Origin of the sequence: Leucobacter musarum subsp. musarum (assembly GCF_001273845.1) — a bacterium.
GTDB classification, from domain to species: Bacteria; Actinomycetota; Actinomycetes; order Actinomycetales; family Microbacteriaceae; genus Leucobacter; species Leucobacter musarum.
Map to the genome: position 1 here is coordinate 62,396 of NZ_JHBW01000089.1, position 16,356 is coordinate 78,751.

The following is a 16,356-nucleotide window of genomic DNA, read 5'->3' on the forward strand; positions in this document are numbered from 1 at the left end:
CGTCGAGGCCAGTGATCATCCTGGCGAGACGAAGTCCGAATTCGCTGACTTGGGAGCTCCGCAAACGCAAACGGCTCCTGGGGCAGCGGACGTGCGCCTCAGCGTCGCCCGCCACGACGCAGCGCCTGGAACGCGCCGCACGACCACAGCGCCCACAGCACGAGCAGTGGCTGGAATACGAGGCGGATGCCACGCGCCGCGTCGCTCTCGAGCCCGAACGCGTCGGAGCGGGTGACGAACTGAGAGATGTTGCCGGGGAACACCGCGACGAAGAATGCGGCGATGATCCACCCGATCGGCACGCGCAGGCGTCCCAGCACAATTGCGGCCCCGCCCAGAGTGATCTCGACGATGCCCGAGGCGATCACCACGAAGTCTTTGTCGGCGGGCACCCAATCGGGCACCTGTGACTGGAATTCGCGGCGCGCAAACGTGAGGTGCGCGATGCCCGCGAAGAGCAGGCCGGCACCGAGCAGCACGCGAGCAATGTGCTGCATTACGGAAGATCGGGGCGGGTCGGTGGTGACGAGGGCGCTCATGCGGGCTCCGATCGGATCGGTGGGGTCGAATGATGCCAGCGTACGCGGCGCCGCCGACATCGGCGACGGGGTTGTCGACTGCCAGACTGGTGCGCATGGGCGTGGCGATCGAATGGTGGGAGCGACATCAGATCGCGTGTTACCTCGGGGCACTCATTGTCGGTGCGACGGCCGGACTCGCGCTGCCGATGATCGTGCAGCCGTCGGCACTGCTGATCACCCCCGCGCTCGGAATACTGCTGTTCGCGACGTTCCTCGGGGTCCCGTTCGCGCGTATCGGCGCGGCTGTGCGTGACCTGCGCTTCCTCGCTGCACTGCTGCTGCTGAATTTCGTCGTCGCGCCGATCGTTGCGTTCGGGCTCTCGCGTGTGGTGGCGAACGATGCGGCGATCCTTATCGGGTTGCTGCTCGTGTTGCTCACGCCGTGCATCGACTACGTGATCGTGTTCGCCGGCATCGCCGGTGGGGCAGCCGATCGCCTGCTCGCCGCATCACCGATCCTGATGATCGTGCAGATGGTCCTGCTGCCCGGTTACCTCTGGCTCTTCGGCGGCGGTGAGCCATTGGCGGCGGTCGACCCCGAACCATTCGTCGAGGCGCTCGTGTGGCTCATTATCGTGCCGCTCGCGCTGGCCGCAGGGGTGCAGTGGCTCGCGCGGCGCCACGGCGCGGCCGCACAGATCGGCGGCGCCGTGATGGCGGGAGCCGCAGCATCGATGGTGCCGCTCATGATGCTGGTGCTTGCGGCCGTCGTGGCGTCACAGATTGCTGCGATCGGTCATCGGGTCGGATCGCTGATCGCCATCGTGCCGATCTTTGGGGCGTTCGCCGTGATCATGGCACTCACTGGGTGGTGGCTTGCGCGAGGATTCGGGCTCGATATCGGTGGCGGTCGCGCCCTCGTCTTCAGTGGCGTCACGCGCAACTCGCTCGTCGTGCTGCCGCTCGCTCTTGCGCTCCCGGCTTCGCTCGAACTGGCGCCGCTCGTTGTCGTGACACAGACTCTCGTCGAGCTTGTCGTGATGGTCGCGGGGATACGGCTGATCCCGCGGCTCGTGAGGTGAGCGAGAGACACGATACGTCGTGTCACAAGCCCGGAGCGCGAGGCGCGGGATCAGGTGCGGGATGCTGCAGCCTCAGTACGCGTTGCGCACGCGCACCGACAGGCAGGTGGGGCAGCCCTCGAGCTTCTCGTACTCGGCGAGGGGCACCTCGGTGACGGTGTAGCCGAGATCGCGCAGCATCTCCGCAGTCTTCGGGGCGGAGGCCGAGATGATGAGTTCTGACTCGCTCAGGCAGACCACCGCCGTGCCGTGGGGTTCGGGCACCGGCAGGAAGCGGTCGAAGATGTCGGAGTTGTCGACGAACTCGGGGTACCCGATGACGGTGCCGTCGGGCAGTGCGGTGACCGCGGTCTTGAGGTGCAGCACCTTCGTCACGGGCACGCCGACGACCTTCGCGCCGAGCGGGCCGAGGATGCGGCGCAGCTGCGCGACGCCCTCGGCGTTGGTACGCCCGCCGCGGCCGACGTAGACGGTGTCGCCGATCTTGAGCACGTCGCCGCCGTCGAGAGTTCCGGGTGCGCGAATCTCGGCGATTGGCAGGCCGAGCTCTTCGAGGGCCTTGCGCGTGCCGGCGGTCTCGGGCTTGCGGCTGTCGGCGCCGGGGCGCGAGATGACGGCGACGTTGCGGAACATCACGACCGTGTCTTCGATGAAGACGGAGTCGGGGCAGTCGTCGGCCGGCTCGACCTCGATCGTCTCCCAGCCGTGCGACTGCAGTGCGGCGACGTACCCGCGCCACTCCTCGCGAGCGCGCTCGAGGTCGACGGTCACCTTCTCGATGTGGTCGACGATGCCGTTGTCGAGCAGGGGGCTGGGCTGGCGCACGAGTGCGATTTGAGACATGCGGGTGTTCCTCGATTTCTTGCGGAAATGCTGGGGTGTTCGGGATCCAGCGTATCGGCATTGGTGATCGACGACGCTCTAGGCTAAACTTGAGTCAACATCACTCAAGTTTGCGGAAAGAGCCTGATCGTGCCCGATCATCGCGGTGCGCGGCGGCGAACCGCACCCCATCCCCGTATGAGAAAGGACTCCCATGCAGGCCAATTGGACGCCCGCCCAGGGTGACGGCGATCAGCAGTCGGCACTCGAGCAGTTCGGCGTGAACCTCACCGAGGTCGCGCGCTCGGGCAAACTCGATCCCGTCATCGGTCGCGACTCCGAGATTCGTCGCGTCAGCCAGGTGCTCACCCGACGCACCAAGAACAACCCCGTGCTCATCGGTGAACCCGGCGTCGGCAAGACCGCCGTCGTCGAGGGCCTCGCCCAGCGCATCGTCGCGGGCGACGTCGCCGAATCGCTGAAAGACAAAGAGCTCATCTCGCTCGACATCTCCGCACTCATCGCGGGCGCGAAGTACCGCGGCGAGTTCGAGGAGCGCATGAAGGCGGTGCTGCAAGAGATCAAGGACTCCGACGGCAAGTTCATCACCTTCATTGACGAGCTGCACACGCTCATGGGTGCCGGTGGTGGCGAATCTTCGGTCGCGGCCTCCCAGATGCTGAAGCCGATGCTGGCCCGCGGCGAGCTGCGACTCATCGGTGCCACGACCCTCGATGAGTACCGCGAATACATCGAGAAAGACGCAGCGCTTGAGCGCCGGTTCCAGCAGGTGTACGTGGGCGAGCCCTCGGTCGCCGATACGGTGGCGATCCTGCGCGGCCTGAAAGAGCGCTACGAGGCGCACCATAAAGTGACGATCGCCGATTCGGCACTCATCGCCGCCGCGGCGCTGTCGGATCGCTACATCACCGCCCGACAGCTCCCCGACAAGGCGATCGACCTGATCGACGAGGCCGCCAGCCGTCTGCGCATGGAGATCGATTCGGCGCCGGTCGAGATTGACGAGTTGCGCCGCGCGGTCGACCGGCTGAAGCTCGAAGAGCTTGCGCTGAAGAAGGAGAAAGACGACGCCTCGAAGGATCGCCTGGCGAAGCTGCGCGAAGACCTCGCGGGCATGCAGACGGAACTCGACGGGCTCGAAGCGCGCTGGGCGCGTGAGCGCGACTCGTTGAACCGCGTCGGTGCACTGCGCGAGAAGCTCGACCAGCTGCGCATGGAAGCCGAGATGGCGCAGCGCGAGGGCAAGCTCGAGAAGGCGTCGAAGCTGCTGTACGGCGAGATCCCGGTGATTCAGAAGCAGCTCACCGAGGCGGAGGTCGCTGAGGCGGAAAACGCCGAAGCGGGCGAAGACCGCATGGTCAACGACCAAGTCACCGACGAAGACATCGCGGGCGTGGTCGCCGCCTGGACGGGCATCCCGGTCGGGCGACTTCTGCAGGGCGAGACCGAGAAGCTGCTCGCGCTCGAGCACGAGCTCGCGAAGCGACTCATCGGGCAGGGCGACGCGGTGCGTGCCGTCGCCGACGCTGTGCGCCGCACGCGCGCCGGTATCGCTGACCCCAACCGTCCCACCGGATCCTTCCTGTTCCTCGGGCCGACGGGCGTTGGCAAGACCGAGCTCGCCAAGGCGCTCGCCGAGTTCCTATTCGACGATGAGCACGCCATGGTGCGCATCGACATGTCGGAGTACGGCGAGAAGCACTCCGTCTCCCGCCTCGTCGGCGCCCCTCCGGGGTACGTCGGCTACGAGCAGGGCGGTCAGCTCACTGAAACGGTGCGACGCCGGCCGTACTCGGTCGTGCTGCTCGACGAGGTCGAGAAGGCGCACCCCGAGGTGTTCGATGTGCTGCTGCAGGTGCTCGACGATGGGCGTCTGACCGACGGACAGGGCCGCACGGTCGACTTCCGCAACGTCATCCTGATCCTCACCTCGAACCTCGGCTCGCAGTACCTGATCGACTCCGATCTCGAATGGAGCGAGAAAGAGGGCGCGGTGCGCGAAACCGTGCGGCGCGCTTTCAAGCCCGAGTTCATCAACCGCCTCGACGAGATGGTGATCTTCCACCCGCTCTCCGAGGCCGACCTCGCGCAGATCGTCGAGCTCTCGATCGATCGGTTGCAACTGCGCCTGTCGCCGCGCCGGCTCACCCTGGCCGTCACCCCCGATGCGCGGAGCTGGCTCGCATCCCGCGGCTACGACCCGATCTACGGTGCGCGCCCGCTGCGCCGCCTCATGCAGAAGGAGATCGACGACCGGCTGGCTCGGGCGATCCTGTCGGGCGAGGTGCGCGACGGCTCGGCGGTGCGCGTCGACGTCGCCGGCGACGGTGACGGGCTCGCCCTGTCGGTGATGGCCGGGGCGTAGGGGCGTCGCGGTCTGGCCGCTCGCGGTGCAACAGCGGGTGTCGGGGTTACCCCGGCACCCGCAGCTCTGCGACGACCGGGAGGTGATCTGACGCCCACCCGCCCCGTGCGCGGTCACTGATGATGCTGATGCGATCCACCGCGATATCGGGTGTCGTGAATATCCAGTCGATGCGGCGCCCGGGCGTCGGGGCCGCATACCCCGCAAATGTGCGGTACTCGGGTGTGAGTCGCGCGCTCGCCGCCGGCCACGCATCGCGCATCGCACCGTGCTCACCGAGAATGCGGGCGGGCTGCGACGTCGGCCCGGTGTTGAAATCGCCCGTGAGGATCGCCGAGCCCAGCGGGTTGTCAGCGGTCGCGAGCGCGCGCAACTGCTCGGCCGAGTGCAGTCGGGCGTGACTGCTGAGCAGGTCGAGGTGCGTGTTGAGGTGTCGAAAGCGTGCGCCGGTGCGGCGATCCTCGAAGTCGGCGATGACCGCGATGCGCGGAATCACATTTCCCCAGCTGCGCGATCCCGGCACGTCGGGCGTCGCCGAGAGCGCGACCTGTCGCCAGCCGATTAGCTCGAGCCGACGGGCGTCGTACAGAATCGGGCAGGCCTCACCCGTGCCGCGCGCACTGCGGCCGGCGCCGATGCTGCGGAAGTCGGCCCCCAGGGAGTCGCGCACCCACCGGCCCTGACCTCCGAGCACCTCCTGCGCGCCCAGCACGTGCGGGCGGTGCTGCCGCAGCAGCTCGCGCAGGCGATGCTTGCGGAGCAGCCAACGATCGGCGCGCGGTTGCAACAGTGCGCCGAATCTGCGCCGCACGTTGAACGTCATCACCCGCAGCGCGTCATGCGGGGCCGGGGTCATTCCCCCAGGGTAGCGGGGTGGTGCGGTGATGCTGGGTGTGTGTTGACTGTTTCCGGTCTTCCGTCGCGCAGGAGAAATTCCGTCATTCGGTGGGTTCGTTCGAGAACAAACAGCAGGAGCAAATTCCTCCTGGGCGATGGAAGGTGAAGCGCGGCCCGAGGATGAAAACGCGGGCGAAAAACCGGTCGATCGTGCAAAAGCGCACCGTGTGCATGTCTACGCTGAGGTGTTGCCAGAGCGGCGACGCGCAGAAAAGGGGCAGTGAACGCAATGACGAATTGGATTCCCGGTTCCGGATCGCCGCAGGCCGCACAGCCCGCACCCGCACGTGCGAAGCGCAGCAAATGGGTCTCGGTCGGCGTTCCGGTCATCAGCTCGCTGCTCGCGTTCGGCGTCGGAACTGGCGTGGGTGCGGGCGGATCCGACGCCCAGCACACGGCGCTCGTCGCCTCCGAGAAATCTCTCACCGCAGACCTGGAACGGGCCAACCAGGAGGCCAGTGAGGCCCATGATGCACTCGAATCGGCCGAAGATGCGGTGTCCGAGGCTGAGGACACCGCAAAGCAGGCGGAAGAGCAGGCCGCAAAGACCAAAACCGACCTGGATGCGCAGAAAAAGCAGGTGCTGTCGCTGCAGACGCAGGTGGACACGCACGCGACCGAGGTCGGCAATCTGAACGCGTCGAACCAGGCGCTCGCCGCACAGGTCGCCGAACTGCAGAACAGCTCGGCGCCGACGCAGTTCGTAGACCCGGGCACTTCGACCGACGTGTCGCAGACGACGTCGACCTCGACGTACTACGAGAACTGCGATGCGGTGCGGGCGGCCGGTGCCGCACCGCTGTACGTGGATTCCCCCGGCTATTCGCGCAAGCTCGACCGCGATGGCGACGGCATCGCCTGCGAGTAGTGCGGTCGTCGGTTCGATGACGGTTCGAACCTTCCGTTGCGCAGGAGAAATTCTGTCGGGCGGTGGACTCCCCCTGGGATGGTCCGCGTGAGCGAACTTCTCCGACGTGACGGGAGGGCGCCCCCCGCACCTCTGCCGCGCGGCGTCACATCGGAATGCGGGCGCAGCCTCCGCTGTTAGCGTCGAGTGGACGCACCGCACGGTGACCCGACACGCGAAGGAGACCTCATGACTCAGGCTGCACCGAACGCAACTGCTGCACGGACCCGCATCGGATCCTCCGACCTCGAGATCGCACCGCTGGCGCTCGGCGCCAACGTGTTCGGCTGGACGGCCGACCAGGCCACCTCGTTCGACGTGCTCGACGCGTTCGTCGCGGGCGGCGGCGACTTCGTCGATACCGCCGACGGGTATTCGCACTGGGCGCCGGGCAACTCGGGCGGCGAGTCGGAGACGATCATTGGCGAGTGGTTCGCGGGCCGCGGTCGCCGCGATTCGATCACCCTCGCCACGAAAGTGTCGACGCACCCGCAGTTCTCGGGCCTCGCCGCGGCGAACGTGCGCGCGGCCGCTGACGCCTCGCTGCAGCGTCTGCAGACCGATCACATCGACCTCTACTACGCCCACTTCGACGACGCCGAGACCCCGCTCGAAGAGACGGTCGCCGCGTTCTCGGAGCTCGTCGACGCCGGCAAGATTCGCGCCATCGGTGTATCGAACTACACGGCTGAGCGCATCGCCGAGTGGTTCCGGATCGCACGGGCGGGCGGCTACCACCTGCCGGTGGCACTGCAGCCGCACTACAACCTGGTCGAGCGCGAGTTCGAGGCGAATGGCCTCCGCGCCGTTGCCGAAGACGAGCAGCTCTCGGTCTTCCCGTACTTCTCGCTCGCCAAGGGCTTCCTCGCGGGCAAGTACCGCGACGCCGCTGACGCGACCGCGGCCGGTGCGAGCCCGCGTGCCGGGGAGGCCGCCGGCTACCTCGACGATCGCGGTCGCGAGGTGCTCTCGGCGCTCGACGCCGCCGCCGAAGCGCACGGTGTGCCGGTTGCCACGGTCTCGCTTGCGTGGCTGCGCCAGCAGGCCACCATCGCCGCCCCGATCGCGAGTGCGCGCAACCTCGAGCAGCTGCCCGCGCTGCTCGCGTCGCTTTCGCTCGAGCTGAACGCGGCCGAGCTGGCGGCGCTCACGGCGGCCTCCGCCTGATCGCTCAGCTCGAAACGGGTGGAGCGGGCGCAGCCCGCTGATCCCGCACACTCTCACCCGAACGCCCCGACCCCGTGCATGCGACGGGTTTCGGGGCGTTCGCGCGTTCGGTAGGGTGAGCCGCATGCGGACTTTCACACTGCCGGGAACCGACCTGACCGTCTCCGATGTCGTGCTGGGGCTGATGCGCATCCAGGAGAAATCTGACGATGAGGTGCGCACGCTGGTGAGCGCGGCTCGTGATGCGGGCATCAACTTTCTGGATCACGCCGACATCTACGGCTCGTCGGTGCACGGGTGCGAGCGTCGCTTCGCCGAGGCGCTGCGGCTCACGCCGTCCGAGCGCGAGCAGTGGGTGATCCAGTCAAAGGCTGGCATCATCACCGACGGCCCGTACTTCGACTTCTCTTACGAGCACATCATGGAGACCGTGCACGGCTCGCTCGAAGCTCTCGGCACCGACTACCTCGACATTCTGCTGCTGCACCGCCCCGACGCGCTGGTCGAACCCGAAGAGGTCGCTCGCGCCTTCGACGAGCTCTCGGCTGCGGGCAAGGTGCGTGCGTTCGGTGTCTCGAATCACACGCCCCGGCAGATCGACCTGCTGCGCAAGTACGTGACGCAGCCACTCGTCGCGAACCAGCTGCAGCTCTCGATCACGCACTCGCCGATGATCGCGCAGGGTGTCGCCGCGAACATGCAGGGTTTGCCGCAGTCGGTGACCCGCGACGACGGCGTGCTCGACTACTGCCGCCTCAACGACATCACGGTGCAGGCGTGGTCGCCGTTCCAGGCGAACTTCTTCGACGGCCCGTTCTTGGGGTCGGATCGCTACCCCGAACTCAACGCGGTCATCGACCGCCTCGCGGCGCAGTACGGGGTGCCGTTTGAGGCAATCGCGGTGGCGTGGATCACGCGTCACCCCGCGCGCATGCAGGTGGTGCTGGGAACGACGTCGCCCGATCGTGTCGCCGCCGCAGCGCAGGGCTCAGACATCACGCTGACCCGCGCCGAGTGGTACGAACTCTTCCGCGCCGCCGGCTACACGGTGCCGTAGGCGGCTCTGCGGCTGCGGCTGTGCACTGCGAGCGGGGTCACTTTTGGAGGGTGCGCGAGGCGCGACCCACTCCAAAAGTGACCCCGCTCGCAAGATGGGTTGCGCGGCGGCACTGCCGCCGACCCTCTACCCGCCGAGGGCGGCCGTGATGCGTTCGGGGGCGAGCGCGGCGTCGATCGCGAGCTGCGCTGCGCCGTAGATCGCGGCGTTGCCGGCGGCGCGCGACGGCGCGATGGTGAGCTGCTCGGTCGAGAGCGGGATCGACCTCGCGTAGACGACTTCGCGCACGCCGGCGACGAGGTGCTCGGCGGCCTGCGCCATGGTGCCACCGATGACGATCGCCGACGGGTTCATGATGCTGACGCAGGCGGTGAGCACCTCGCCGACGTCGCGCCCGGCCTGGCGAATGCGTTGGATCGCCCCGACGTCGCCTGCTTTCGCGAGTGCGACGACCTCGCTCGGTCGGTGCAGTGGAGTTTCGGCGGTGCTGAGCGCGGTCGCGAGCGCGCGTCCCGACGCCACGGCCTCGAGGCAACCGCGATTGCCGCAAGGGCAGGGGGTGTCGGTCGCCCGGGCGAGGGCGATGTGCCCGATGTCGCCCGCGGCGCCGTTGGCCCCGCGGCGCAGCGATCCGCCGGAGATGATGCCGGCGCCGATGCCGCTCGCGACTTTCACGAAGATGAGGTCGGTGACACCGGGCCATGACGTGGCGAGCTCGCCGAGCGCCATGATGTTGACGTCGTTGTCGACGAGTACGGGTGCGTCGATGCGCCTGCGGATGGCGGCGGGGATGTCGAAGCGATCCCACCCGGGCATGATGGGCGGGTTGATGGGGCGCCCGGTCGAGAATTCGACGGGGCCTGGCACGCCGATGCCGACGCCGGCGACGTGCGAGACGTCGTAGCCGAGCCCGGGCAGCAACTCGTCGGCGGCGTCGAGGATCCAGGTGATCGCGTCTTCGGGCCCTGATGCGATCTCGCGGGGCTCGGAGGCTTCGGCGAGGAGTTCGCCGTCGAGGTCGGTGACGGCGACGCGCGCGTGCAGAGCGCCGAGGTCGGCGGCGAGTACGACGCGTGCGCGCGGGTTGAAGGCGATCTGCGCCGAGGGGCGCCCGCCGGTCGAAGCAGCATCGGCGACGGGGGCGATGAGCCCGAGGTCGATGAGTTGATCGATGCGCTGCGTCACGGTCGGGCGCGAGAGGCCGGTGATCTGCGCGAGCTTCGCCCGCGTGCGCGGCTTGCCATCGCGGAAGAGCTGCAGGAGCCCGCCGGCGGTGGAGGTTCCGGGTCCGGATGAGGGAGATGGCACGATCACGCTTTCAGTAAAGCACAACACGAACTTCGGTAACGGTTTGGTTACTTATGCAGAAAAGTTGACAAAAGTGGGGAATGTGGAAACACAATAGTCACATGTCCCCGCAGACGAAGGAGTCTCGCTGGTCACCGAGCGTCGGAATGCTCGGCGCCGGTTTCATGGCTCGCACCCACACCACCGCAGCCCGCCTTGCCGGCGCACGCCTCGACGTGCTCGCCAGCTCACGACCCGAGCGGGCGGAGATCGCAGCTGCTGAACTCGGCTACGCACGGGCGTCGACCCCCGAGCACCTGCTCGCAGAAGCACTCGACATCGTGCACGTGTGCACGCCGAATACGAGCCACACTGCGTATGCACGCGCGGCGCTGCTCGCCGGCTCCCACGTCATCTGCGAGAAGCCACTCGCCACCTCGGCTGACGAGGCCCGCGAGCTGGTCGCACTCGCCGAGCAGCAGCAGCAGCGCGTCGCCGCCGTGCCGTTCGTCTACCGCTACCACCCGATGGTGCGCGAGGCGCGCGCACGCATCGCCAGCGGCGAGGCCGGTGCCGTGCTCACGATCTCTGGGCGGTACCTGCAAGATTGGCTGCTGGGCGCCGGCGACGACAACTGGCGAGTCGCGGCAGATGCCGGCGGGCCGTCGCGGGCATTCGCAGATATCGGATCGCATCTCGTCGACCTCCTCGAGTTCGTGAGCGGTGACCGCATCACCCGTCTCGTCGCGACGACGCGCACGGTGCACGCGGAGCGGGGTGGCCAGCCGGTCGACACCGAAGACGCGGTCGCCCTGACGATCGAGCTCGCCGGCGGCGGCATCGGGTCGCTGCTCATCTCGCAGGTCGCACCCGGCCGCAAGAATGCTCTGGTGCTCGAGATCGCCGGCGCCGACGAGAGCGTGCGGTTCGCGCAAGAGGATCCCGAGACGCTCTGGGTCGGCCGCCGAGCCGGCTCCCTGCTGCTGCGGCGCGACCCCGAGACGCTCTCCGCAGACGCGGCAAGACTGTCGAACGTTCCCGCGGGTCACGCCCAGGGCTACCAAGACGCCTTCAACGGATTCATCGCCGACGCCTACGCGGCGGTCGCGGGGGAGGCGCCTGAGGGGCTGCCCACCTTCCGCGACGGCCTGCGGGCCGCCATCATCACGGATGCCGTGCTCGAGTCCGCGCGATCCGGAACCTGGGTGGAGGTGAGTGCGGAATGAGCGAGGCACCCACTGCGACCGTGACTGCACCCGTGCTTTCCGTTCGCGACATTCGCAAGCAGTTCTTCGGCGTCGAGGTGCTGCACGGCATCTCGCTCGATCTGCTGCCGGGCACCGTGCACGGGCTCGTGGGCGAGAACGGCGCGGGCAAGTCGACGCTGATGAAGATCGTCGCCGGGGTGTATCGCCGCGATGGTGGAGACGTGCAGCTCGACGGCGCGAGCGTCGACTTCGGTCACCCCGTCGATGCGGCAGCAGCAGGCGTTGCGACGGTGTTTCAGGAGTTCAACCTGCTCTCCGATCGCACCGTCGCCCAGAACGTCTTCCTCGGCCGCGAGCCACGCAGACGCGGCTTCATTGACACGCAGGCCATGCGCCGCGCGACGATCAGCCTGCTCGACGATCTCGGTATCTCGGGCATCGACCCCGATTCGCAAGTCGGCAGCCTGACCGTTGCCGAGCAGCAGATCGTCGAGATCGTCAAGGCGCTCTCGGTCGATGCCCGGGTCATCTCCATGGATGAGCCCACGGCGGCGCTCGCCGATCACGAGGTGGCGATCCTGTACCGCGTCATTCGTCGTCTGCGCGATCGCGGCGTCGCGATTCTCTATGTCTCGCACCGCCTGAAAGAGATTTTCGATCTCTGCGACACCATCACGGTGATGAAAGACGGTTCGCTCGTCTCGAGCGACGCGGCGGCGGCGCTGGATCAGCCCACGCTCGTCAGGCGCATGGTCGGCCGGCCCATCAGCGCGTTCTTCCCCGACCCCGAGCCGGGCACCGTCGTCGGCGAGACGATGGTGCGTGTGCGAGGCGGCGGCAACACGCAGCTCGACGGCATCGATCTCGACCTGCGCGCCGGCGAGGTCGTCGGGCTGTCGGGGCTGCAGGGCTCCGGGCGCACCGAGCTCGTCGAAGCGATCTTCGGCGCCGAGCCCTTCACCCGCGGCACCCTGCAGCTCGCCGGAGCGACGCGCACCATTCGCAGCCCGCGGCAGGCCGTGCGGCTCGGCGTCGCGCTCGTCACCGAAGATCGCAAGCGCACCGGCCTCGCACTGAACCAGTCGATTCTCGACAACGCCCTGCTCGCGATCCGCAGCGTCTTCCCGCGCCGCACGCGCGCCGAGCGCGCATCGATTCCCGGGGTGTTCGACGCCCTCGAACTGGTGAGCCGCGGACCGAACCAAGAGGTGCAGGCGCTCTCGGGCGGCAACCAGCAGAAGGTGGTGCTCGCGAAGTGGCTCGCCACCGAACCCCGTGTCGTGCTGCTCGACGAGCCCACCCGCGGCATCGACGTCGGCGCAAAGGTCGCCGTGTACCAGCTCATCCGCGAGCTGGCGAAGCGCGGCGTGGCGATCCTGCTCGTCTCCAGTGAGCTGCCCGAGGTCATCGGCATGGCCGATCGCGTGCTCGTCATGCGCGACGGCCGCATCGCGGGCGAACTCCCCGCCGGGTCGACCGAAGAAACCGTCCTCGCGCTCGCGACGGGCGCCGCCGATGAACGGGGAGCCGCATGAGCCTCGCACTGCCCGCGCGCCTGAAGCGCCTCGACACCACCGCGATCGTGTTCATCGCGCTGATCGTGGTGCTCGCGCTGAGCGCGATCCTCGTCGCGACGGTCGGCCGCAACCTGTTCAGCGCCGGCAGCATCCGCGACATCCTCACCGGCATGAGCGTGCTCGGCTTCGTCGCGATCGGCCAGACTCTCGTGATTCTCGGCGGATCGCTCGACCTCTCCGTGCCCTACGTCGTGAGCCTGACCAGCCTCATCGCCGCGCAGACGATGAACGGCCAAGCCGGCATGGTGCTGCCGGGCGTGCTGCTCGCGCTCGCCGTCGCCGCGGTCATCGGGCTCGCGAACGGAGTGATCGTCACCGTGCTGAAGGTGCACGGCTTCGTCACGACGCTCGGTGTCGGGCTCATGCTCAAGGGCTACCTCGACACGAACTACCAGGGCACCGCAGGGTCGACACCGTGGGCATTCCAGCTCTTCGGAGCCACCGGCATCGGCCCCGTACCCGTGTCGACCGTGGTGATGCTGCTGCTCGCGGGAGTCGTCGCGTTCCTGCTCGCCCGCACCAACTTCGGGCATCACCTCTTCGCCGTCGGCGGCAACGCCGAGGTCGCGCGCCTCTCGGGCGTGCGCACGCGCCGACCCCTCATCTGGGCGCACGTGCTCTGCTCGGTCTTCGCCGGCATCGCCGGGCTGCTGCTCGCCAGCCGCCTCGGCGTCGGCAGCCCGACCGTCGGCACGCAGGGCGGGTACGACCTACTCTCGATCGCCGCGGTCGTGCTCGGCGGCACCCTGCTGGCCGGAGGTCGCGGCTCCATCTGGGGCACCATCGGCGGCGTCGCGATCTTCGCAGTGCTCGACAACCTCATGAGCGTGCTGCAGGTAAACCCCTTCCTGAAAGACGTGGTGCGCGGTGCGGTCATTGTGATCGCCGTCGCCGTCTACTCCCGCAGGCGTCTCGTCGCCCGCCGCGAGCGCTTCACCCGATCGGGGGAGGCGGCCCCGCTGCCCGCCGATGTCACCAGCGAAGGAGGTGCGCGATGACCTCGAACCTCACGCGGCCCGTCGAGACGCCCGCAGCGACCAGCGCGGCCGCATCGGCCTCGGGCTTCGCCCGCTTCGTACGTGCGGCCATCAGCCCGCGCGGCGCGGTCTACCTGCTGCTCATCGTGCTGCTGATCGCCGTGGCGATCCTCAACCCGTCGTTCGCGGAGCCCGGGCAGCTCGTGCGCTACATGCAGCGCGTCGCCCCCATCGCCATCGTCGCCATCGGCCAGTACTTCGTGATCGTAAGCGGTGAATTCGACCTGTCGCAGGGCTCGCTCGTCACCACTCAGGTCGTGCTCGCCGGCACCCTCATCGGGCAAGACGACGCGAAAGCGCTGCCGGTGCTCGTGCTGCTGCTGGTGCTCGGCACCGTCGTCGGCATCGTCAACGGGCTCGTCACGACCTTCTTGAAAGTGCCATCGTTCATCGTCACCCTGGGCATGATGCTCGTGCTCTACGGCGGGGTCATGTGGTGGACAGGCGGAGCCGCAACCGGCAACCCCGCCGATTCGTTCCGCCAGATCGGACGCGGCGGCATCGACGGGCTACCGATCATCGGGCTGCTGCCGTGGGCCGTGCTCGTGCTCGCCGGCGTGGTCGGGATCGCCGCCTGGCTCTCGCGCCGCCCCTTCGGGCGCACCCTCGTCGCCATCGGCGACAACCCCGCGGCCGGCGTCTTCGCCGGCGCCTCGGTGTGGCGCACCAAGACCGCCGCCTTCGTCATCTCATCGCTCTCGGCCACGATCGCCGGGGTGCTGCTCGTCGGCTACGCCGGCGTGCACCCCTCCGTCGGCAAAGGCTACGAGTTCATCGCGATTACCGCGGTCGTACTCGGCGGCGTCGTGCTCGGCGGCGGCCGCGGCTCCGTCTGGGGCGCACTCGCCGGAGCCTTCGCGCTCGAGACACTCTTCACCCTGCTTAACTTCACCTCGGTGCCCTCAACCCTGCGCGACGCGATTCAGGGCGCCATCATCATCGCGGCCGTTGCCTACTCGGGCGCCGCGTTCCGCGCACGCCGCAAGAAGCCGACCGGGGCGCTCGCCGCCGTCGGGGCGGCCGCGGCCGGGGCCGGTGCGGATCCCGCACCACTCGACACCCCCGCCGACGCCGCCCCGACCGGCACGGCACCCACAGACCCGGCGGGGAGCACCCCGTCACCCGATCCCACCGGCGACGCTGCCGCGCGGGGCGACCAAACAAAGGAGAACCGATCATGAAACGATCGCTGAGCATCACGGCGAGCCTCGTCGGCGCGGCATCGCTGATCCTGCTCGCGGGGTGCACCACCGACCCAACGGTGGAGAACCCGGCAGACGACGCCACCACCGAAACCAGCGAGTCGACCGACTCGGGCGACTCGGGCCAGTGGTTCGACCAGGCACTCTTCGACAAGCAAGACGCGGAGCGCTCCGTCACCCCCGAAGGGCCAGAAGACCAGCCCTACCTCCAAATGATCAACGCCGAAATGCGCGACACCGCCGACTGGGCCTCCGACGGAGCCAAGAAAGTCTGCTTCGCCAACGCCTCGATCTCGAACCCCTGGCGCCAAACCGGCTGGATCACGATGAACGAACAGCTCAAAGTGCTGCAAGAATCGGGCGCCATTTCGTCGATGGAGACACGCGACGCGAAAGACAGCGACGACACCCAGATCGCCGACATCGACTACTTCATCGCCGAAGGCAACTGCGACGGCTTCATCATCTCACCTAACTCCACCGCGGCAATGACGCCCGCCGTCGAACGCGCCTGCGACACCGGCAAGCCCGTCGTCGTCTTCGACCGCGGCGTCGAAACCGACTGCGCCGTCACCTTCATCCACCCCATCGGCGGCTTCGCCTGGGGCATCGACACCGCCGAGTTCCTCATCGACAACCTCGACAAGGGAGACAAGGTCGTCGCCCTCCGCATCCTCCCCGGCGTCGACGTACTCGAACAGCGCTGGGCCGGAGCCGAGAAACTGTTCGACGAAGCCGGCATCGAAGCCGTCGACTACTTCACCGGAGCCGACCCCGCCGAAATCAAGAAAATCATCTCGGACGAACTCGCCAAGGGTGACGTACAGGGCATCTGGATGGACGCCGGCGACGGCGCCGTCGCCGCCATCGAAGCCTTCGAAGACGCCGGCAAGGACTACCCAGTCATGACCGGCGAAGACGAGCTCAGCTTCCTGCGCAAGTGGAAGGACACCGGCCTCACCGGCCTCGCCCCCGTCTACTCCAACTTCCAGTGGCGCACGCCACTGCTCGCCATGGAGCAGATCTTCGACGGCAAAGAAGTACCCACCGAATGGGTGCTGCCGCAGAAGCCCATCACCGCCGACGAACTCGACGAATACCTCGACCGCAACGACGGCATGCCCGACGGACACTACGCCAAATTCGGTGGAGAAGATCTGCCCGGGTACCCGAAAGTTTGGCAGGAGCGGGTGATTCCGTAAGCAG

At 68.0% G+C, this 16,356-nt stretch carries 14 protein-coding genes; 10 read left to right on the forward strand and 4 right to left on the reverse strand.

Features of this window, described 5'->3' with window-relative positions; all coding sequences use genetic code 11:
- Positions 1-98: 98 nt before the first annotated feature.
- A complete protein-coding gene (locus CH42_RS13930; protein WP_053353877.1) occupies positions 99-539 on the reverse strand; it encodes a DoxX family protein in 441 nt (146 codons plus the stop codon).
- 95 nt (positions 540-634) lie between these two features.
- On the opposite strand from CH42_RS13930, the gene CH42_RS13935 reads away from it, so the two are divergent.
- Positions 635-1,603, forward strand: a complete 969-nt coding sequence (locus CH42_RS13935) for an arsenic resistance protein (RefSeq protein WP_053353815.1) — start codon at positions 635-637, stop codon at positions 1,601-1,603.
- Positions 1,604-1,675: 72 nt separating this feature from the next.
- Here the strand turns inward: CH42_RS13935 and ddaH are convergent, their stop codons facing one another.
- The gene (ddaH, locus tag CH42_RS13940) at positions 1,676-2,446 is read right to left on the reverse strand and encodes a dimethylargininase (protein WP_053353816.1); all 771 of its coding nucleotides are present in this window, start codon (positions 2,444-2,446) and stop codon (positions 1,676-1,678) included.
- Positions 2,447-2,639: 193 nt separating this feature from the next.
- Here ddaH and CH42_RS13945 point away from each other — a divergent pair, with 193 nt between their 5' ends.
- Complete coding sequence (locus CH42_RS13945; protein ID WP_075205400.1) at positions 2,640-4,811, forward strand: ATP-dependent Clp protease ATP-binding subunit; 2,172 nt, start codon at positions 2,640-2,642, stop codon at positions 4,809-4,811.
- Between the two features lie 46 nt (positions 4,812-4,857).
- Here CH42_RS13945 and CH42_RS13950 read toward each other — a convergent pair whose 3' ends face one another.
- Positions 4,858-5,667: an endonuclease/exonuclease/phosphatase family protein gene (locus CH42_RS13950; RefSeq protein ID WP_082309464.1), complete on the reverse strand. Its 810-nt coding sequence runs from the start codon at positions 5,665-5,667 to the stop codon at positions 4,858-4,860.
- Between the two features lie 270 nt (positions 5,668-5,937).
- Between CH42_RS13950 and CH42_RS16950 the strand changes: the two genes are divergently transcribed.
- From CH42_RS16950 to CH42_RS13965, 3 genes are all read left to right on the forward strand, one after another.
- Positions 5,938-6,576: an excalibur calcium-binding domain-containing protein gene (locus tag CH42_RS16950; RefSeq protein WP_053353817.1), complete on the forward strand. Its 639-nt coding sequence runs from the start codon at positions 5,938-5,940 to the stop codon at positions 6,574-6,576.
- Between the two features lie 228 nt (positions 6,577-6,804).
- A complete protein-coding gene (locus CH42_RS13960; RefSeq protein WP_053353818.1) occupies positions 6,805-7,782 on the forward strand; it encodes an aldo/keto reductase in 978 nt (325 codons plus the stop codon).
- 124 nt (positions 7,783-7,906) lie between these two features.
- The gene (locus CH42_RS13965) at positions 7,907-8,839 is read left to right on the forward strand and encodes an aldo/keto reductase (protein WP_053353819.1); all 933 of its coding nucleotides are present in this window, start codon (positions 7,907-7,909) and stop codon (positions 8,837-8,839) included.
- A 126-nt stretch (positions 8,840-8,965) separates the two neighbouring features.
- On the opposite strand, the gene CH42_RS13970 is transcribed toward CH42_RS13965, so the two are convergent.
- Positions 8,966-10,150 (reverse strand): ROK family transcriptional regulator, encoded by a 1,185-nt coding sequence (locus CH42_RS13970; protein WP_053353879.1) that lies wholly within the window; start codon positions 10,148-10,150, stop codon positions 8,966-8,968.
- 98 nt (positions 10,151-10,248) lie between these two features.
- On the opposite strand from CH42_RS13970, the gene CH42_RS13975 reads away from it, so the two are divergent.
- Genes CH42_RS13975 through CH42_RS13995 form a run of 5 tightly spaced genes read left to right on the forward strand, consistent with a single transcriptional unit; the run spans position 10,249 to position 16,352 of the window.
- Entirely contained in the window at positions 10,249-11,352 is a 1,104-nt protein-coding gene (locus CH42_RS13975) for a Gfo/Idh/MocA family protein (RefSeq protein ID WP_053353820.1), read from the forward strand.
- A complete protein-coding gene (locus CH42_RS13980) occupies positions 11,349-12,869 on the forward strand; it encodes a sugar ABC transporter ATP-binding protein (protein ID WP_053353821.1) in 1,521 nt (506 codons plus the stop codon). The genes CH42_RS13975 and CH42_RS13980 overlap by 4 nt, the downstream gene beginning before the upstream one ends.
- Positions 12,866-13,909, forward strand: coding sequence for an ABC transporter permease (locus CH42_RS13985; protein ID WP_053353822.1), 1,044 nt, complete (start codon positions 12,866-12,868; stop codon positions 13,907-13,909). Before CH42_RS13980 ends, CH42_RS13985 begins: the two co-directional genes overlap by 4 nt.
- Complete coding sequence (locus CH42_RS13990) at positions 13,906-15,129, forward strand: ABC transporter permease (protein ID WP_053353823.1); 1,224 nt, start codon at positions 13,906-13,908, stop codon at positions 15,127-15,129. Before CH42_RS13985 ends, CH42_RS13990 begins: the two co-directional genes overlap by 4 nt.
- Complete coding sequence (locus CH42_RS13995; protein ID WP_053353824.1) at positions 15,126-16,352, forward strand: substrate-binding domain-containing protein; 1,227 nt, start codon at positions 15,126-15,128, stop codon at positions 16,350-16,352. The genes CH42_RS13990 and CH42_RS13995 overlap by 4 nt, the downstream gene beginning before the upstream one ends.
- Positions 16,353-16,356 lie beyond the last annotated feature (4 nt).